The organism is Deltaproteobacteria bacterium (assembly GCA_026129095.1).
Taxonomy (GTDB): Bacteria; JAGRBM01; JAGRBM01; order JAGRBM01; family JAHCIT01; genus JAHCIT01.
The window spans coordinates 47,402-66,038 of record JAHCIT010000001.1 but is presented as its reverse complement, the minus strand read 5'-3'; the positions used below and the strand labels follow the sequence as shown (position 1 = coordinate 66,038).

Here is an 18,637-nt window from a genome sequence, read left to right as displayed (position 1 = left end):
TAAGGGCCGGGCGGGCGCCATGACGCGGCGCATTCCGTGGCGGCCACGGCTCACCACGCCTCGACACGGGTGGGCTCAGGTGAGGTGACGGGCATGGCGGAAACCCAGACAGGCAGCAAAAGGCGTAGCCGGTTCCTTTCGGCGACCGAGCGCCGGGTTCTCATGCAGGTGGCTGATGCCGCCTTTCCGCCGGGCCGGGTGCTCCCGCCCCCGGACGAGATCGTCGCCGACAAGATCGAGAACTTCATCAGCCGTCTGGGCACGGTCGGCAAGGGATTCTACCGGAGCCTGCTCTGGATGATCGAGATGGCCCCGGTCGCCGAAAAGGGCATTACCTTCTCCCGTATTCCCTCCCGCGAGGAGCGCGGGGAGATTCTGGAAAAACTCTACTCCAACGGCACGACCTTCTGGGCGCTTCGCGGCCTGATGGCTCCGATGAAGCTGGCCTATCTCAATGACCGGAAGATTCACGAATCGGTCGGCTGCAAGTTCGGGGTCGAACTCCCCACCCATGCGGAGAAAAACCGGTGGGACAGCCAGATCGTGCCGCTGGGTTCGCAGGAAAAGGAACACGAGGAGATCGAGGTTGACTGCGTCGTCGTCGGTACGGGGGCGGGCGGCGCTCCCGTGGCGAGCGCACTGGCGGCGAAGGGCCACGCCGTCCTGATGCTTGAGGAGGGCCAGCACTACACGCGCATGGATTTCAACGGCCACGCCGTCGACATGCAGCGCAAGATGTACCGCCTCCAGGGAGCGACGGTATCGGTGGGCAACATGGTGATTCCCATACCGGTCGGCATGACCGTCGGGGGCAGCACCACCATCAACTCTGGCACATGTTACCGGGTTCCAGAGCGCATCCTTGCCAAGTGGCGCGGCCAGTTCGGTCTCACCGAGTTCACGCCCAACACGATGTCGCCTTACTACGACCGGGTTGAAAAGATGATCGGCGTCGCCCCGGCCGACTGGAAATACCTGGGCGGCTGCGCACGGGTGATCGCCCGCGGATGCGATGCCCTCGGGTACCGGCACCAGCCGCTCCGGCGCAACGCACCCGAATGCGACGGACAGGGGCTGTGCTGTTTCGGCTGCCCCACCGACGCCAAGCGTTCGACGAATGTTTCCTACGTGCCCGAGGCACTGAAGGCGGGGGCAGTAGTCTACACCGGCGCGAAGGTGACGGAGATTCTGGTCAGGAACGGCCGGGCCGTGGGTGTAGTGGCTCGTGGAACCTCGCCCGACGGCCGCAAGCTGAAGCTGACCGTGCGCGCCCGGACGGTCGTGCTCTCCTGCGGAACCCTGTATACGCCAGCCCTGCTGCTCAGGAACAAGCTCGCCAACAGTTCCGGCATGGTCGGCAAGAACCTCTCGATACACCCGGCCAGCCAGAGCTGGGCACTGTTCGATGAGCCCATCCAGGGCTGGAATGGCATCCCGCAGGGCTACGCCATCGAGGAGTTCGAGGACGAGGGCATCCGGTTCGAGGGGGCGTTCACGCCGCTCGATCTGGGCGGCGCGGCGGTCAGTTTCGTGGGCCGCAAGTGGACGAATCTCATCGACAACTACGACAGGCTTGCCTGCTTCGGCTTCATGGTCGAGGACGAGTCCCGCGGGCAGGTGCGTTTGGGGCCTGGCGGCATGCCGCTCATTACCTACTGGCTGAACGAGGAAGACAAGCGGAAGATGATCCGTGCGCAGGCTATTCTCGCCCGCGTTTATCTCGCGGCCGGGGCGAAGGGCGTATATCCCGGCCTCCAGATCTATGATGACCTTTCCACCGAGGACCGGATCCGGCGGCTGGAGGAGGAAGGCCCGTCGCGGTTGGCTCCCCACCACTTTGACATTTCCGCCTATCATCCGCTCGGCACCTGCCTGATGGGCAACGACCCGCGCACGTCCGTGGTAAGGCCGACCCACGAGACGCACGATGTCCGGAACCTCTTTGTCTGTGACGGATCGAGCGTTCCCAGTTCACTCGGCGTGAATCCGCAGCTCACCATCATGGCCATGTCCGAACGGGCCAGCGAGTTCATCGACGAGCGCATCCGGAGCATGGAAACCCTGAGCGGCCGCGAGGCTGCCTGACACATAACACGCACAGCGAACCCCGGTTCAGCTGCAAGGAGAAACCATATGGCAACCGCAACGACAGCCCACCACTCCCCCGTTTCAGCCCCGGGCGGCCTGCTGGCCGGCCGTGGGTTCGAGTTTCACGAGATCATGGCGGGCGACTGCACCTTCACGGATGGTCCCATCGCTGGACGGAGCGCCCGTGTGGAGTTCGACCTGCGTGCCCACGCCCCGGATCTGGCCGCTTTCCTGCGGAAGTCGTCTGGCAAGGGCGTGTTCCGGACCGCGCAACTCGAAGGATCTCTCCGGATCGAGGGGATCCCGGGCGACCTGCCCGCCAGCGGCGCGATCGAGATGAATCTCGTCCGGAGCCGCGGCATGATGATCTATGACCTCGACTTCACGGGCCCGGACGGCAAGGCGTACCACCTGCACGGCGAGAAACACCGCAACTGGCTCAACTTCCAGAAGGGGATGACGACGCTGTATACGGACATCACCGAAAAGGGTTCGGGCAAGACCGTGGGCAGCGGGATCCTCTACTTCGACCTGAAGACCATCGTTCCGTTCCTCCGGAGCTGGAAGCTGGTCCGGGCATAAAAAGGCATTTCCTCGCCGCCGGTCATGTGACCGGCTAGGGTGCTCCGGGCCCTGCTGCCGGGTTCATGAAATCCGGCAGGCATCGGCCCGGAGCCCCATTTATGCGAATTCCGCCAACCGCACGCGTCCTCTACCTGATCGGGGTCGCCGTCGGCGTCTTCTTCCTCCATGACCTGCGCTGGGTGATCGCCGTTCTGGGTTTCCAGTTCGTGCTCTGGGGCGCAACGCGCAACCCGCCTGGCGAGATCGTCCGGCTCTTTTCGAGGCTGTTCTTCTTCTTCTCGGTCATCGTGCTGATGTTCGTCTTTTTCCCGGAAGAAGGGGGAGACGGAGACTGGTATTCGCTCACTGTCCCTGTCACCAGATGGACACTGGAACTGTCCGAAGCGGGCCTGCATGACGGCCTGCTCATGTGCCTGCGGATATACATTGCCATCTTTACCAGCATGCTGGTCCGCCGGGGACTCAGGTCCGGCGAGTTCGTGGATGGCCTGAGGGGGATCTTCCTGCCGAACTCGCTGGCGCTCGCGCTCGACACGACCCTGCATCTGCTGGAGCCGGAACAGGCGAAGAAACTCGAAGATGGCGGCGGCCGCGGCATGGGCGGCGGGGGAGGCCGGGGACGCAACAAGAAGGCGACGGTCATCCTGAAAGAGATCATGAAGGGCGATCTCAGCGTGCTGACCGACGGAATGTTGCGGAACCTGGAGCGGGCCCGCGACTATACGCGTACGCATCATCCGGGGCTCCCGGCGGAGCGTTCGGCCGATCTCGGTGTCATCGCCGGCATGACGCTGGCCATGCTCACGCTCAAGTGGCTGAAGGTGCTGCCGGGCCTGCCCTTTGCTCCGGGTCACAAGACGGTGCTCCTGCTCCCGATGTACCTGCTGGCAGCCGAACTGACCCATACACGCTGGGGCGCGACGCTCGTCGGTGCCAGCATGGGCATCATCAGCTTTCTCATGGGAGACGGCCGGTACGGCATTTTCGAGGTGTTCAAGCATATTGTCCCCGGCATCATCATTGACCTGCTACTTCCGCTGACGCGGGTCATGGCGCGCAAGGTGAACGGTGCGCTGGCCTACGGCGTGCTGGGATTTCTCGCAGCGTTCGGACGTTTTACCACCATCGTGGTCATCGCCGTGGCGATTGGTGCGCCGGATGCCTTCTATGCGATTGCTGCACCCCTGGCGCTGGTGCATCTGGGATTTGGCGCGGCGAGCGGGGTCGTGAGCTTCGGCGTGATGAAGTCGCTGCGCCGGTTCAAGGTGACGGCCGGCCTGGAGCCAGCCGGACCGGATGATGAGGCGAGTGAACCGGCGGCTGTCGAGCCGCCTGCGCCGGCTGAACCACCCGCTTCACCGGGTTCCGGTGGTGGCGGGGGAATGGGCCGTGGCTCCGGTGGCGGGCGAGGAATGGGTGGTGGTGGCGGCCGTGGTCCGGGCGGCGGTGGTGGCGGTGGCGGTGGCCAGGGCCGCCGGGCGGGATAAGTTCTTGCGAGGTTGATCCACGTCATAATCCCTGACTGACGCGAGTGTCATCATTGCGGATGACACGGTGCGCTGTCGTAGCCGCCGGTCAGGGAGGAAACACACATGGCGAAGGGTACCAGCGCCCAGCGGAAGGTGACGGTTCAGGGCCTGACGGCAGGGGCGGGCAGCAATCCGGTCCCGGCGGCGGTTCACAGGCTCGGGACAGTACTGGAAAAGGCCGTGCGGCTGCCGCGCCGGGCACTTCCCTATGACGACAGGACCGCGACGTTCACCGGCGGCGACATGGAAGGGATCACCCACCGCAACTACGAGACGGCGCTCCGCCGCCTGTGGAAGGCGGAAGTGGTTGCACCCGAACTCGGCTTCCATGACGCCTCCGGCGAGGAACTCCGTGACCATGCCGATCCGGCGGCGGCGACCTTGCGGGAAATCAGCCGCATGCGGGCCGAGATCGCCTCGAAAAAGTTCGAGGAGACCATCCGCCGGCACTACACGCCGGGCCAGCGCAAGGCCCTGGCCCGGCTCCTTTCGATCATCCTGCATGGCGAGGCCTATGCCCTCTTTACCAGCGCCTCGCTGCTTCCAGTGGTGAAAGGCACGGGGCCCAAGCTCGCCATGGCCATGCAGGTGATGGAGGAGGCCAAGCACTTCATCGTCATGCGGGAACTGGTGAAGCGGATCGATCGCATCTACCCGCAGAGCGCATGGGATTTCCAGCTTCTGGAAGGCGTCCTCAAGGCCAGCCCCATCAACCGGCTGTTTGGAATGAACGTCGTCGTCGAATCGGTCGCGATGAACTTCTTTTCGACCTTTGCGACTTTTCCCGGATTGGAAAACGTCCTGAAAATGTTTCACCTCGACGAATCGCGCCATTCGGGCTTCCCGCAGAGCTACACGAAGGAAGCGCCGCTGTCGTTCCTGGAGCGGCATTCCCCCATACGGCAGCTCCGCCGGGGCTGGATGCTCGTCCCGCTCTTCGGGCTCCTGTTCGAGGTGGAAGACGACGCCCGCGAGATCGGCATCGACATCTACGAGTTTGGCGGGAAGTGCCTTGACAAGGTGTTCCGGCTCTCCGAACGGAGCGGCTTCTATACGACCCTGAACCGGAAGGACGCCATGCGCGCCTACAACCTGGCGATCAACGCCTACCGCAAGGGTGTGCTCCGGGACAGCTATCCCGGTTTTACGGATTTTACCCTCGACAAGACGGTGATCCGTGACGTGGAAATGAAGCGGCTGGAAGAGGAAGTGTTCGGGACCGAGGATCCGGTGCGCGGGTATCTCAACCGTGCGCTGGACCCCGCCAAACAGAAGGCGCTGGATGCCGTATCGCGGTTTCTGGCGCTTGGTGAGCCTGCCCAGGCATAGGCCGGCACTCGCCGGCCCGGCGGCGGACGGGGGTTCCCGTCCGCCGTTTTTCATGGCAGCAGGCTGTTCCGGCTGGCCTGCCTGCACCCCGAACGCTCGCAACGCAGGATGGTGGGAAATCCCCTGACGAGATGGCCGAACGTCCCCGGACGGATGAAATACATCGGGAGTGAACCGTATGCGGCGAGCTCCGCCGGATAGACGAGGCGGGACTCCTTGTCCGTATCAATGCTGGTCCTGGGCACGCCAGTGCGCCGTTTCTCGCGGGAGAGAACCTCGTCCTCGTAGAACAGGATGCCGTCCACCTTTGCCTTCAGCGCGGGATTACGGCTGATCTCGTCGATCAGCCGGATGCAGTGAGGGCACCAGGAGGCAGCGACGACCACATGAAAGGGCTCCTTGCGGAAGGCCCCCGTGCTCGGCTCCCAGCGTGAGGCCGTCTCTTTCTCGCCAGCAATCCGGAACCGCATGACATCGAACGTGCCCTGCCTGCCGTCGGGCCGGAGCACCGGCTTTGGGGCGGCGGGTGCCGCCGGCTTTTCGTTGACGACCGGAGACTCCTGCACCGTGAACGATCCGCGCCGGGGTGTTTTCCCGTCTACCTGTTCGGCCTTGTCCTGGTATTCCGGGGGAACCTTCTGCAGGGAGTCGACGATGTGGAGCATCCCCCACCGGTCGCGGTACTGGTAGAGCTCCTTGGCCAGTGCGGGGACGGCTGCCGCGGAAACTATAGCTACCAGGACCGCCGTGAAGACGGCAGACATGAGGGAAATCCGGATAACCATTGCCGTCATCATACAGGGATCGTCCGGGGACCGGAAGAGGGGAGTCAGCCCGGCTGGGGCGGAGTCTGGACGAACTCGCGTCCCCCCTCGATGGGTATCCCGGTCCGGCGGGAGAGATCCTCGGCCCAGTCGAGGTCGGGCCACTGGAACCGGTAGCCGGTTCCTTCATGGTCAACGAGCGCGATGCGCCAGCGGTCCCGGTAGGGGATGCAGATGATTCGTGCGAGATTCTCGTAGGCCAGTTCTTCCTCGGCGGCAGCCTGCTCCAGGGTGAGCCGGTTATCGTGCAGCGTGACCCCCTTGGTCCAGAAGGCGATCTTCCACAGGCCCCAGCTCCCCAGGGCGGTGACAGGGACGCTCACGCCGAGCCACCTGAAAATGGTGGCCGCCTTCGACTCGCCGATGGAACTGATGCCCGTGCCGAGGCCGAAGATGCCGGCGGCGGTCACGATCAGTGCGATGATGAACAGGAGACCCCAGGCGGTGCGGGCGAACTGGCTGCGGGGATAGGTTCTGGACTCAGCCGGCATCCTTGCCAACCCACTCACGGACGCGGTCGCTTTCCAGCCAGGTGAGCAGCAGTCCCACGCCGCCGAGCACCGCTGCCGAAGCGGCGAGCATCGCCAGGGCGGCGTTCCGCACAAACTCCTGCCAGCCGGGATCGTCGCCGAGCAGGGACAGGAGCTGCGGCATGGTGTTGCTGGCGATCAGCGCGCAGAGGACCGTGAAGGCCGAGAAAAAAACGAGATTCACCAGCAGAAGGACAATGTAGGTCGTGTGGCCGCGGGGGTCGCCCCTGAACAGTCCGAGCGCCGAGAAGCCATAGGCCCAGGCCGCGCCGCCGTTAATGAGGAAGCCGACCATATCGGCTCCGCTGACGGCCGACAGCATGCGGCCAGCCGAGTAGAATGCGGCCGCTGCCGCCAGGGCCGATGCCACCCACACCCCGAACGGACGCGGTGGCGGATCGTAGTCCGGCATGAAGCTTCCGTCCGGTTCGAGCAGGCCGGCGGGGATTTCATCGGGTACTTCCGCCAGGGCGGGCGGAAACAGGGGTTCTGTGGCAGGAGGCTTGGTATCGTCCATCGGTTAGCGGATCCGCAGCGTTCCGGGGCCTCGCGGCCCCTGAAGGCATCGACCCCCGAACCCTGACGGATTCGGGGGCCAATGTGCAAGTTCAGACTGTTGGACCGGCGCTTGAAAAACGCCGGATGGTTACGGTGGATTACCTGGGCTGTGCCTTCCTCGACAGATACCACTCCGTCACCTTGAGCGAGCTGTCCTTGGCCCGCTCCTCGGCGGCCTGCTGGGTGACCGGCGCGGGGACAATCACGTCATCGCCTGGTTTCCAGTTGGCCGGCGTTGCGACGCCCGCCTTGGTGTTGAGCTGGAGCGCGTCGATCACGCGAACCACCTCGTCGATGTTCCGGCCCGTGGATAGCGGATAGTAGATCATCGCACGAAGGGTCATTTCCGGATCAATGAAGAACACGCACCGCACGGCGGCCGTCACGGCCATCGGTTCGTGTACCATGCCGAACAGGCGGGCGACCTTCTGGTCCAGGTCGGCGACGACCGGGAACTTCACCTTGACCTTGAAGTTCTTCTCGATGTCGCGGACCCAGGCGATGTGCGAGTAGACCGAGTCGATCGACACGCCGATCAGCTGCACACCGCGCTTGTCGAACTCCTCGAAGCGTTCGGCGAAACCGGCGAACTCGGTCGAACAGACCGGAGTGAAATCGGCCGGGTGGGAAAACAGGACGATCCATTTTCCCTTGAACCCGGAAAGCTTGATCGGGCCGTGGGTCGTATTGGCTTCGAAATCAGGCACCTTGGCGCCCAGTTGCAGTGTCATCTCTTGAACCTTCCTTCTTCATTCGCTGGCAGCCGGGAAGTCCGGCATCAGGGCCGGGAAACCCGTCCCGGCACATACCTCATTGGGCGGGTTAGGTATCCAAGGGGTGTGGGGAATGCAATACGGTTGCGCCGGTGTCCGGATGGCCTGACTGGCTGCCGGAAGGATCACCCGGCGACTTCGTAGGTCCGCACCGGATAGTGGATGCCCTTGACCTGTATTTCGCCCTTTTCGATGCAGGGAAGGTGGTCCTTGACCAGGGCCCAGGCGGCATGGCTGAGGAGAATCTTCCCGGGTTCGCAGTGGGTCTGGAGCCGGGAGGCGAGGTTCACCTGGTTGCCGATGGCCGTGTAGTCCATGCGGCCGGTGGAACCGAAACTCCCGACCGTGGCGACACCGGCATTGATTCCCATCCGGACGCGGAAGGGCACCTGGATCCCCTCGTTGAACCACTTGTCGTTCAGTTCGCCGACCCGCTTCTGCATGTCGACGGCCATGCGAACGCACCTCAGCGCATGGTCCTGGTCGCTGGTCGCCTTGGGCGCGCCAAAGAAGATCAGGATGGCGTCACCGATGAACTTGTCGATCGTGCCCCCGTGCACGCTGGCAATGGCGGTCATCTCCTGCAGGTACTCGTTCAGGATGCGGGAGAACTCCTCGGCCTCAAGCTGGTCGGCTGCCTGGGTGAAGCCCTGTATGTCCGAAAAGAAAATGACCAGTTTCTTTCGTTCATGCGCGCTGGTGTCTGGCAGTTCTCCGGCCTCGAGCTGGTCGGCAAGCTGGTGGGGCACATAGCGGCGGATCAGGGCATTGGACCGCGCAAGCTCGTATTCCCTCTGGCGAAGCAGCTTGAACAGCCAGTAGGTGCCGAAGAACGTCCCGGGCAGGAGTGCCGACGAGAAGATAAACGAGGAAAGCAGCACATCCTTCTGCGTGACAATCTCCCTGATGATACCGGCATCCAGCCCCGACTGCCGCAGCATTGGCCCAAGCGGCAGCAGCCCCATCCCCTGAAGGACAATGAGTGTCAGGTGCGTGGCGGTCATGGCGAATGTCAGGGCACCCGCCGTCCGGGTAGGCAGGAACACCACCATCGCCATGATGATGAGCGGCAGGAAGAAGATGCTGTGCGTGGTGACGAGCCCGAGCTGCCAGACGAACGCTTCGGTAATGATTATGTCCATCACGAAGAGGGCTGCGTTGAGTCCCCGGAACCACGGCACACTGCGAACGAGCGGAATGCACAGCGCGTTCAGGGAAATCATGCAGAGCGGCACGATGATGAAGAGCTGCATCAGCTCGTGATAGATCAGCGCAAACGGGATGCTGGGGACGGCGTAGGCGAGGATGCGGAGATACTGGAGCTGGACCGCACGGTTGCGCTCAACCGTGTCGATCGATTCCCGGATGTCCTGTGGAGCGGACTTGACCAGTTGCTGGTAGCGGCGCCCCGTGAGCCGTCCGGTCAGCAGGCAGGCCTTTGGCGATGCTCCCGCATCGACTTCGCCGGGAAGGATCGGCAGGGTTTCGGTGGCGGCCGGGGCGGTCATATATGGACCGGAGTGTAGCCGGTGGGCTGGAGCCGGGGAAACGCCTGCCTAGAGGGCCTTCAGAACCTCTTCCACGTGCCCCTCGATCTGCACTTTCGGCCAGATTTTCCCGATCTTGCCGTCTTCGCCGATCAGGACGGTCGTGCGTTCGATTCCCTTGACCTTTTTCCCGTACATCACCTTGTCCTTGAGGATGCCCCAGCTGGTGACCACCTTGAGATCCTCGTCAGCCAGCAGCGGATAGTTCAGCTTGTGCTTGTCGCGGAATTTGGCCTTCGACTTCGCGTTCAGCTTGGAGACGCCGAACACGGCCACGCCCTTCTTCTTGAACTTCGGATAGTTGTCCCGGAAGTCGCACGCCTCGATGGTACAACCGGGCGTCATGTCCTTGGGGTAGAAGAACAGCACGACCTTCTGTCCCTTGAGCCTGGAAAGGGTGACCTTCTCGCCGCTGTCGCTCTCCAGGGTGAAGTCCGGGGCCTTCTGGCCCTCTTTGATCGCTGCCATTTGCACCTGTCTCCCTTGCCTGCCACCCGGTCAGCCGGCGGCGGCGCGATTCGAGCATGATGTCCTCGCAGGGGTCAATGGCCATCGAGTGGCTTCTGGCTGTGCAGTGGTGTGGTTGGACCTGCCGCTTTGCATCCGTCTAGAGTCGGGCCGGACCAGCCATATGATTGACAGCCCGCTCAATGAACTCGACCGGATCATCGGCCACAAGCCCGACAAGATAGAGCCCGGAAAGGCCATATACAGTTTCGACTGCACGCCGGCCATGCACAGCGCGGCCCGGCGGCTCCATGGCGGAGTCATGTTCTACGTCTGCGATCAGGCTCTCGGTGCCGCCCTGTTCGGCCTGCTGGACCTCTCCGCCGGAGAGCTGCCCGCGACGCTCAACCTGTCGATTCACTACTTCCGCACGGTGAAGGACGGAAAGATTACCGTCACGGCCCGTATCGTCGAACGGCAGAGGACGGTGGCCTATGGCGAGGCCGAGGTGACTGGCTCTGACGGCAAGCTCCTCGCCAGGGCCACGGGCGCCTACTATATCCAGAACCGGGACCGCGCCAAGCAGGGCTGACGGGCTCATGCCGGATACCTTCGACAATCTCGTCCTGATCGGTTTCCCGACCGCGGGGAAATCAACTCAGGCTCGCCTGTTTGCGAAACGGTGGGGTTGGCGGCTCATGGACACGGACGAGCTGATTGCCGGGACGACCGGCAGGAAGCCAGGAGATATTATCGCCCAGGACGGCGAAGAGGCGTTCCGGCGGATCGAGACCGAAACCCTGCAACGGTTCGTGGACAGCGGCCCCCGCCACCATGTTGTCAGCACGGGCGGGGGACTGGTCAGCCGGGAGGAAAACTGGCCGCTCATCCGGCGGCTGGGGCCGGTCATCGCCCTGCTGGTGAAGCCCGAGACGGCCGTCTACCGGCAGGCCAACGCCAGTCACAGGGTTCGCCGTCCGCTCCTCGAAGGGGACGATCCGGCCAGAAAGGCCCGCGAGCTCATGGAACGCAGGATGCCCTACTACGGCCGGGCCGAGTTCCAGCTCCATACCGACGGCATGACCAAGGATGCGGTTCAAAACGAACTGGTTTCACTGCTCGCTACCCGTTACCGGCTGCCCAATTAGGCCCTACAGGCTCATTATTGTACGCCTCCAGAATAAATCGGCGTTCATGTGGCAAAAGCATGATCAATGTCGTTGACCGCATTTCCGGAGAGAATAAAAATGTAACCCAGATGGCCGCCGCGCGTTATCTCCTGTGGCGGGCAGAACGGACCGGTGGCGAGGTATCGCAGTATGCCGGCATATCCTTTGAAGAAGAACGAGCAGGACAGGCGCCGTCAGGGCCGCTACAAGGCCCGGTTGAAGGTACGATTCCGTACCCCGCGGGCGTTCGCCCAGGAATATACGATTAACATTTCCAAGGGCGGCATTTTCGTCCAGACGGGCCTTCGGCTTGACCGCGAGGATCCGGTGGAGGTGGTGCTGTGTCTCCCCCACACGGAGCGCGAGATCACCCTGCACGGGCGGGTGGCATGGGTGCTGGATCAGGAGCAGGCCGGGGCGGCTGGCCGGCCCGCCGGACTCGGACTCGAAATCATCGACCTCAAGACCGAGGACCGGGAGATTTTTGAACTCTACATCGAGCGGATTACGGAAGCGGGTGCCCTGGACGAATAGCGGCGGGCTCCCCGGCTTTGCTCAGGACAGGATCAGTCTTTCCACCGCTTTGATGACCCGGCGGCGTTCGGCCGTGTTTCTTTTCCTCATCAGATGCTGAAACAGTCTCGCCCATTTTTTTTCTTCATCGGAAGGGCGAATGACAACTGTATTATTTCCGTATTTGACAATATCAATTACATCAACCTTGAGTCCGTTTGCGATGGATTCGAGCGTGCTGAAGGTCGGAATAATATGCTCATTTTCGATTCGGGAAATGTATTCCTTCTTGAGCCCGGATCCCCCGGCCACATCTGACTGGGAGAGCCCCCTGGATTCGCGCAGCCCGCGGATGCGGAGCCCGATGGATAGCTGTTTCGCCATGATGACCTGCCGTTCCCCCGCCTGTTTTACGCCAGTTCGAAACTGTCGCTGCACAGAATGACAGTCGAAATTAATCCCGTAATTGAAACATTACGTTATCAAATCCGCCGTAATTCTGCACACGGCAATAGTTACATATTAAATTGTTCTTTCAATGGGGCGGCGGCCAGTCGGGAAAAATTCAATGTGTCAAACTATTACAGTGACACCTCTCACTTATCTTCTTTTAGTTCCATCGCCAGATAGCCGAGGATGACTTCGTCCAGACTCTTGTTGGAAATAAGGTCGGCGCCGAATGGGGAGTCAACTTCACTATTATCCAGGTCGAACATCGGCGTCTCGGCGGGCGGCACATGTTCGGGGACCGGGGCTGCTGCCGTAGGGGCAGCCGCTGGGACGGCCGCTGCCGGAGCCTTCGGGGCGGCCGCTTCCGGGGCCTTGCCGGAAAACACGCCCCCTTTGAGATCCCGCAGCATCGCCTTGTGCTGCTCCTGCATCAGGCTGCGGACAACGTCCTCAACATTCTGGTTTTCCAGTATGTCGGCGTAGCTCACCTTCTTGCGGGCGATGATGTTCCCGCCCTTGTAGAGCAGGGTGATGATGTGCGGGTTGTTGCGGCCCGAATCCTCGGTCTGGATGTGCCAGATCTCGTCGGCGAACCGGATGTTGTGGTTGTAACCCGGAATCATCCCTCGGACGGGTTTGGGGGGAGGAATTCCCATAGCGCAGCGCGTTACCTCTCAGGGGCGTCTCAAGGCCCTACGTTATACCACCAGTTTCACGGCTGGCAACGGAAGCCTCCGGCCACCGGATAACCCTGCACCCTCAGCCACAGGTCGCAGACGACGACCGCCGCGATGGCCTCTATGACCGGAACGGCCCGGGGACACAGGCAGGGGTCGTGGCGGCCTTCGACCAGGATCTTGCCGTTTTCGCCATTCCGGTCGATGGTGTGCTGGTCCTGGGCGATGGAAGCAGTCGGCTTGATGGCAACCCGAACAATCACGTCCTGGCCGGTGGAGATGCCCGCCAGGATCCCGCCGGCATGGTTGCTGCGGAACACGGGCTTGCCGCTGACGGTTTCCATCTCGTCGTTGTTTTCGAGACCGGTCATCCGCGTGCTGGCGAAACCGGCGCCGATCTCGACGCCTTTCACCGCGTTCAGCGTCATCATTCCATAGGCCAGCAGGGCGTCCAGCTTGTCGTAAATAGGCTCGCCGATGCCGGCCGGAAGACCCGATATCACCAGTTCAACGACGCCGCCCAGCGAGTTACGGCTCTTGCGCGCCGCATCGATCGCCTCGGCCATGCGGCCCGCCGCCTCCGGATCCGGGCACCTGACGGGGTTCTGCTCCACCGTATCCCAGCGCCGTTCGGCGGCGACGATATCCCTGACCGATATGACACCGGCATGGAACCGGATGCCGTGCGGCGCGAGAATCTTTCTGGCAATGGCCCCGGCCGCCACCCGCCCCACCGTTTCCCGGGCGCTTGACCGTCCCCCGCCCCGGTGGTCCCGGTGGCCGTACTTGAAATCATAAACGTAGTCGGCGTGGCCCGGGCGGTAGAGATGCTCGATCTCGTCGTACTTGGCGGACTGGGCATCAGTGTTGCGGACGATGACCGACACCGGCGCGCCGGTCGTCAGTCCCCGGAACACACCGGAGAGAATCTCGCACCGGTCGGCTTCCTGCCGCTGGGTGACCAGCTTCGACTGTCCGGGGCGCCGCCGGTCCAGCTCTTGCTGGATGTCGGCTTCCGACAGCTCCACCCGGGACGGCACGCCATCGATCACCACGCCAACGGCGGGCCCGTGGCTCTCGCCCCATGTGGTGTATCTGAACAGTGTGCCGAACGAGTTGGATGCCAAGTGAGGTCTACCGCCGTTTCAGGGTTTCATGCAGGATCAGCCGCCACCGACGAACTGGACGATCTCGATCTGGTTTCCGTCGTCCAGAACCGTGCGGCCATAGTCGGCCCTGGGAACTATCCGCTGGTTGACCTCGACGGCGACACGCGCCGGGACAAGGCCATAGCGGCCGAGAAGTTCGCCTACCGTGACCGGTTTGTCCAGTTCAACCGGCTCTCCATTGACGATTACCTGCATCGGGATTCCCGTGACACCGCTCCGGCTGAAGGGGCGGACTCCTTGACCGGGCGGGCCTGGAGCGGTATGAATGAGCGTTCATTCAGCCGGCTGCGCCCGCCGTTACTGGCCGCATGGTAGTCCCGCCGGCCGCCCGCCTTCAACCGGCACGGGAGGAACAGGTTTTCATGAGTAACCGGACCCTGGACAAGCGGGAACGCATTCTGGAAGCCGCCACGCGGACTTTCGCCGAAAAGGGTTTTTTCAACGCCAAGATTTCCGAGATTGCCCGGCAGGCGGAAGTGGCCGACGGCACGATCTATCTCTACTTCAAGAACAAGGACGATATCCTGATCCAGATCTTCGAGTACATGGTCGAGCGGCATCTCCAGAACATCCGTTCGGCGGTCGCCTCCGGCGGCAGCCCGGAGGACAAGATACGGCTGTTCATCCGCCACCACTTCGAGACCGTCGAGAAGTTTCCCAAGCTCGTCGAGGTCATCACAATCGAGCTCCGGCAGTCGAGCAAGTTCATGAAGGAATACGTGCCAAAGAAGTTTTTCGCCTACCTGGACATGGTGTCGGAGCTGATCATCGAGGGACAGAATTCGGGCGTGTTCCGCAAGGATATCGAGGCCGAGGTAATCAAGACGGCCCTGTACGGCTCGCTGAGCGAGGTCACGGTCCTGTGGCTCAAGTCGAAGCGGAAGCGGTTCGACCTGGCTGATTGCGGCCGCCAGATCGCCGACGTGTTCATCCGGGGACTCAAGACCTGAAACAGGTCAGGCCGTGAGCCGGCCGTATACGTCCATGATCCTTTTCAGGTGGACCGGCCACGACAGTTCCGAGTCGTAAAGACGCCGGGCGGCCTCACCCATGCGGCGGCACCGGTCAGGTTCGGCGATCATCAGCTTCGCCGCGCCGGACAGTTCATGGACATACGCACGATCGGCGAGCAGCGCGGTTTCCGGATGGCGGCACCACGCGGGCGCACCTTCCACCTGGTAGCCCACGATGGCCCTTCCACTGGCGGCCGCCTCGGCGGCGGCCCACGGCAGGCTGTTGTCCCACCGGTCGGGCAGCACGACGAACCGTGCCTTTGCATATTCGGCCTGCCGTCCGGACCATCCGGGGTCGCCGAGCAGGTGCACCTTCCGTCCGAGATCAGCTCTTTCCACGGCCAGCCGGAATTTTTCCAGGTCGGGACCGTCCCCGGCGACATGGAGGTCCACGTCGTTGACCAGCACGATGTCGAGCAGGTCGAAGATGCCGGACTTTTCCTCCACCGTGCCGGCAAAAAAGACGGGGCCGTTTGCCGGCGGCTCGGAGACTTCCGGCGGGGCCGGAACGGCAGTGCCCGCCGCATGGATGCGGTCTTCGGGAATCCCGCTGTCGGCCAGTGCGCGGGCCATGCGTGGGGTGGAGGCGATCCATCGGGCCCGGTTCAGGCCGGCAAGGGACTTGAGTTTTCGTGCATCCATGTAACGGCGGGCAAACGGGCCCGGCGCCGCGGATGTGCATCCTTCCTCGATTGCCCACAGGTAGCAGAGCAGCCCCGTCTGCCGGTGACAGAGCCGTGACGAGCCCGGCAGGTACAGCGTTCCGGCCGGACAGCAGAACCCGTAGTCATGGGGGTGGATGACAAGCCGGGGATGGCCGGCGGCCAAAAGGGCTGTCGCCGGTGAAACCGGCAGATGCAGGTGAACGGCGCCGGAACCGGGGAGCGCATCCATGAACTCCTGCGGCGAGAGAAACGCCGTGCCGGGTGGAGCGCCGGAATCTCCTGCTTCCTCGCAATAGACCGATACCGTGTGTCCGGCGGCGGCGAGCTGGGCAGCCAGCCCTTTCACGTAGAACGGACGCCCATGTTCTCCGGCGAGCGAATCGGCAACAAGGAGAATCTTCACGGCCGCTGCCGGCTGCCGTCAGGCAGCCGTCCGTTCCACCGGCAGGTCCACCTGGAAGCTTGAACCTTCGCCGACCGCCGAGACGACGGTAATCCGGCCGCCCAGCGAGCGTACGATTTCATGGGCGATGTACAGTCCGAGGCCGGGCCGGTGCTCGGTGCGCCGGGTGGTGAAGAACGGCTGGAAAATCTTTTCCTGGATATCGGGCTGGATGCCCGTCCCGTGGTCCGCCACCGTCACGTTTACCCGGCCGGATGCCAGCTCCAGCCTGATGCTGATGTCCGGAATGTGACCGGCCTTCTGCTCGGCGGCGATGGCATTGTCGAGCAGGTTGAGGAATACGCGCCGGAGCCGTGCGTAGTGGGCGCGGATCACAAGCGGGCCAGGTTCTCCCGGACCGCCCATCTGGATGCTGGCCGTGGCGGCGCTCCCGGTCCTGACCTCGTTGATGACTTCCCGCAGGAGCTGGCGCAGGTCCACGCTGTCAGGCGAGTTCCGGACCTCCTGGGAGAGCGTCCGGACCTCGCGGATCAGTGTCCGGGCCCGGTCGATTTCGGCGCGGGCCCCGTCGAGGGACCGGACGAGGTCTTCCTGCCGGACGGCGGCGGGTCCGTCCCGGCGCAGGATTTCGATATCCTCGGCAAGGGTTTCCATGAGGCTCCGGGCGCTGGCCATCGGATTGTTGATCTCGTGGGCGACGCCGTTGACGAACTCGCTGACGGCGGCGAGCCCCTCGGCACGGGAGAGCGCGGCCTGCGACGCACGGAGTTCCTCCAAGGTCTTTTCCAGCGCGGACTTGGCGCGGGCCAGCTCATCGGTGCGCTCCCGCAGGCGGGCGTTTGCCTCGATCTCCTCGCGCTTGGTTTTCAGAAAGACCCTGTTTCCGATGATGCCGACACTGACGACGATACCGGCCTGGATGAGATACGGGGCGGCGAACAGGTTCGGCGGGTATCCCCAGAAATACCCGCACAGGAAATAGCTTGCGTATGTCGCGGCCAGGTAGATCGCGCCCTCCGCCCGCTGAACTGGCAGCAGGTAGAAAATAACGAACGTCGTTGCGGTGTAGGCGAAGGCGCGGTCAGTGGTGGCCTGTGCGCCCTGGATATGCAGGACGATATCGACTCCCGCGATGAAGACGAGAATTCCCGTTGTCACGTAATAGGCCGCTAGATGCCACCAGTCCTCTCTCAGGCTTGCGATGAGCAGGGCGATGATCGCCACTGCCTGCACGGCCCGGACAAGTGATGTCTGCATCCAGACTTCGGGATAGAGCGCCCAGTCATAGGCGAGCAGGAAGAAGCTGAAGGCGAGGCCGATATAGCCCACGATCCTGCCGCGCAGGGCCCATTGGGAGTTCACGAACTGCCGGAGCTCGATGTCGGTGGCTGACAGCACAGCGGCGGGATTATCGAAGGTGGCCAGTGAAACAGCAAACTGCGGCGCAAGACCGGGCGGAACCCCGGCTGAAGCCGCTCAGGAGGCCCGGTTCAGGGGTTCGAGCGGATCCAGAAGGGCCTTCACGCGGTACATGGCCGCCGGCGGAGTGGAAGCCCCGGCGGTGATACCGATGCGCCGGTACTGGCGCAGTTCCTCGAGATTGAGTTCGCTCTCGTTCTCGATGTGGTAGGTCACCCGGCCCCGGTCCCTCGACATCTGGGCGAGGCGGCAGGTGTTGGCGGAGTGGTGCGCGCCGATGACAATCACGGCATCGCAGGTTTCGATCAGTTCCTTGAGGTCGGTCTGCCGCGAGGTGGTTGCCTCGCAGATCGTGTTGAACGGTTCCAGATGCGGATATCGTACCTTGAGCGCGTCCACGATGGCCCAGAAGTTCTCGGCCTCCTGCGTCGACTGCGAAACGGCACAGATCGGCTGGTCCACCGGGAAGTTCACACTGGAAGCCTGTTCGGGATTTTCCACGATCATGCCGCGCCCGGCCGGCGTATAGCCCATGATGCCGTCCGTCTCGGCATGTCCGGCGTCGCCCACCACGATGACGTTGTAACCCTTGTTGATGTGTTTCTTCACGGTGGCGTGGATGATGCCCACATCCGGGCAGGTACCATCGAACACCTGGCGGCCCTCGGTGCGGATCGACTTGATCCGGTTGCGTTCGTGCGGGGTGATGCCGTGGGCGCGGAGCACGACGGCGTCGGTCTGCCAGGTTTCCACCTTGGGATCGGGTTCGGCTTTCACTGCCGTGACACCGAGGTCGCGCAGGGGCTTCAGGGCCTCCTCGTTGTGGACGAGCGGGCCATAGGTCGAAACCCTGAGCTGGGGATTCTCTTCGGCAACCTTGCGGGCGATATCGATTGCCCGCTCAACGCCCCAGCAGAATCCGCCGCTCTTTGCCACGATGACTTCCATA

At 63.2% G+C, this 18,637-nt stretch carries 21 protein-coding genes; 8 read left to right on the top strand and 13 right to left on the bottom strand.

The annotated features are described in order from the left end of the window. Positions 1-36 precede the first annotated feature (36 nt). The 4 genes from KIT79_00245 to KIT79_00230 all read left to right on the top strand — a co-directional run bounded on the left by KIT79_00245 (position 37) and on the right by KIT79_00230 (position 5,531). A complete protein-coding gene (locus KIT79_00245; protein MCW5827725.1) occupies positions 37-2,085 on the top strand; it encodes a GMC family oxidoreductase in 2,049 nt (682 codons plus the stop codon). 48 nt (positions 2,086-2,133) lie between these two features. Continuing rightward, on the top strand, positions 2,134-2,670 hold the full coding sequence (locus KIT79_00240; GenBank protein MCW5827724.1) for a hypothetical protein: 537 nt from the start codon (positions 2,134-2,136) through the stop codon (positions 2,668-2,670). Between the two features lie 101 nt (positions 2,671-2,771). Next, the gene (locus tag KIT79_00235; GenBank protein ID MCW5827723.1) at positions 2,772-4,160 is read left to right on the top strand and encodes a hypothetical protein; all 1,389 of its coding nucleotides are present in this window, start codon (positions 2,772-2,774) and stop codon (positions 4,158-4,160) included. A gap of 105 nt (positions 4,161-4,265) precedes the next feature. After that, positions 4,266-5,531: a hypothetical protein gene (locus KIT79_00230; protein MCW5827722.1), complete on the top strand. Its 1,266-nt coding sequence runs from the start codon at positions 4,266-4,268 to the stop codon at positions 5,529-5,531. A gap of 50 nt (positions 5,532-5,581) precedes the next feature. Here KIT79_00230 and KIT79_00225 read toward each other — a convergent pair whose 3' ends face one another. The 6 genes from KIT79_00225 to bcp all read right to left on the bottom strand — a co-directional run bounded on the left by KIT79_00225 (position 5,582) and on the right by bcp (position 10,231). Then, entirely contained in the window at positions 5,582-6,295 is a 714-nt protein-coding gene (locus tag KIT79_00225; protein MCW5827721.1) for a hypothetical protein, read from the bottom strand. A 65-nt stretch (positions 6,296-6,360) separates the two neighbouring features. After that, positions 6,361-6,846: a hypothetical protein gene (locus KIT79_00220; GenBank protein ID MCW5827720.1), complete on the bottom strand. Its 486-nt coding sequence runs from the start codon at positions 6,844-6,846 to the stop codon at positions 6,361-6,363. Further along, positions 6,836-7,402, bottom strand: a complete 567-nt coding sequence (locus KIT79_00215) for a hypothetical protein (protein ID MCW5827719.1) — start codon at positions 7,400-7,402, stop codon at positions 6,836-6,838. Before KIT79_00215 ends, KIT79_00220 begins: the two co-directional genes overlap by 11 nt. A 139-nt stretch (positions 7,403-7,541) precedes the next feature. Further along, positions 7,542-8,174, bottom strand: a complete 633-nt coding sequence (locus KIT79_00210) for a peroxiredoxin (GenBank protein MCW5827718.1) — start codon at positions 8,172-8,174, stop codon at positions 7,542-7,544. Positions 8,175-8,341: 167 nt separating this feature from the next. Next, the gene (locus KIT79_00205) at positions 8,342-9,724 is read right to left on the bottom strand and encodes an adenylate/guanylate cyclase domain-containing protein (protein ID MCW5827717.1); all 1,383 of its coding nucleotides are present in this window, start codon (positions 9,722-9,724) and stop codon (positions 8,342-8,344) included. A gap of 48 nt (positions 9,725-9,772) precedes the next feature. After that, the gene (gene bcp / locus KIT79_00200; GenBank protein MCW5827716.1) at positions 9,773-10,231 is read right to left on the bottom strand and encodes a thioredoxin-dependent thiol peroxidase; all 459 of its coding nucleotides are present in this window, start codon (positions 10,229-10,231) and stop codon (positions 9,773-9,775) included. Positions 10,232-10,394: 163 nt separating this feature from the next. On the opposite strand from bcp, the gene KIT79_00195 reads away from it, so the two are divergent. From KIT79_00195 to KIT79_00185, 3 genes are all read left to right on the top strand, one after another. Then, positions 10,395-10,802 carry a PaaI family thioesterase gene (locus tag KIT79_00195; GenBank protein MCW5827715.1) on the top strand — a complete coding sequence of 136 codons (408 nt, stop codon included), beginning with the start codon at positions 10,395-10,397 and terminating at the stop codon, positions 10,800-10,802. Between the two features lie 7 nt (positions 10,803-10,809). Next, complete coding sequence (locus KIT79_00190) at positions 10,810-11,358, top strand: shikimate kinase (GenBank protein MCW5827714.1); 549 nt, start codon at positions 10,810-10,812, stop codon at positions 11,356-11,358. Between the two features lie 171 nt (positions 11,359-11,529). Then, complete coding sequence (locus tag KIT79_00185; protein MCW5827713.1) at positions 11,530-11,913, top strand: TIGR02266 family protein; 384 nt, start codon at positions 11,530-11,532, stop codon at positions 11,911-11,913. Positions 11,914-11,934: 21 nt separating this feature from the next. On the opposite strand, the gene KIT79_00180 is transcribed toward KIT79_00185, so the two are convergent. The 4 genes from KIT79_00180 to thiS all read right to left on the bottom strand — a co-directional run bounded on the left by KIT79_00180 (position 11,935) and on the right by thiS (position 14,383). Continuing rightward, entirely contained in the window at positions 11,935-12,276 is a 342-nt protein-coding gene (locus KIT79_00180) for a helix-turn-helix transcriptional regulator (GenBank protein ID MCW5827712.1), read from the bottom strand. 212 nt (positions 12,277-12,488) lie between these two features. After that, positions 12,489-12,965 (bottom strand): hypothetical protein, encoded by a 477-nt coding sequence (locus tag KIT79_00175; protein ID MCW5827711.1) that lies wholly within the window; start codon positions 12,963-12,965, stop codon positions 12,489-12,491. Positions 12,966-13,054: 89 nt separating this feature from the next. Then, positions 13,055-14,146: a chorismate synthase gene (gene aroC, locus KIT79_00170; protein ID MCW5827710.1), complete on the bottom strand. Its 1,092-nt coding sequence runs from the start codon at positions 14,144-14,146 to the stop codon at positions 13,055-13,057. 36 nt (positions 14,147-14,182) lie between these two features. Further along, positions 14,183-14,383 carry a sulfur carrier protein ThiS gene (gene thiS / locus KIT79_00165; GenBank protein ID MCW5827709.1) on the bottom strand — a complete coding sequence of 67 codons (201 nt, stop codon included), beginning with the start codon at positions 14,381-14,383 and terminating at the stop codon, positions 14,183-14,185. 167 nt (positions 14,384-14,550) lie between these two features. Here thiS and KIT79_00160 point away from each other — a divergent pair, with 167 nt between their 5' ends. After that, on the top strand, positions 14,551-15,138 hold the full coding sequence (locus KIT79_00160) for a TetR/AcrR family transcriptional regulator (protein MCW5827708.1): 588 nt from the start codon (positions 14,551-14,553) through the stop codon (positions 15,136-15,138). A 6-nt stretch (positions 15,139-15,144) separates the two neighbouring features. Here the strand turns inward: KIT79_00160 and KIT79_00155 are convergent, their stop codons facing one another. The 3 genes from KIT79_00155 to ispH form a co-directional block, all read right to left on the bottom strand. Further along, on the bottom strand, positions 15,145-16,269 hold the full coding sequence (locus KIT79_00155) for a glycosyltransferase (protein ID MCW5827707.1): 1,125 nt from the start codon (positions 16,267-16,269) through the stop codon (positions 15,145-15,147). 18 nt (positions 16,270-16,287) lie between these two features. After that, entirely contained in the window at positions 16,288-17,667 is a 1,380-nt protein-coding gene (locus tag KIT79_00150) for a HAMP domain-containing histidine kinase (protein MCW5827706.1), read from the bottom strand. A gap of 78 nt (positions 17,668-17,745) precedes the next feature. After that, entirely contained in the window at positions 17,746-18,636 is an 891-nt protein-coding gene (gene ispH, locus KIT79_00145; protein MCW5827705.1) for a 4-hydroxy-3-methylbut-2-enyl diphosphate reductase, read from the bottom strand. Between the last annotated feature and the right edge of the window lies 1 nt (position 18,637).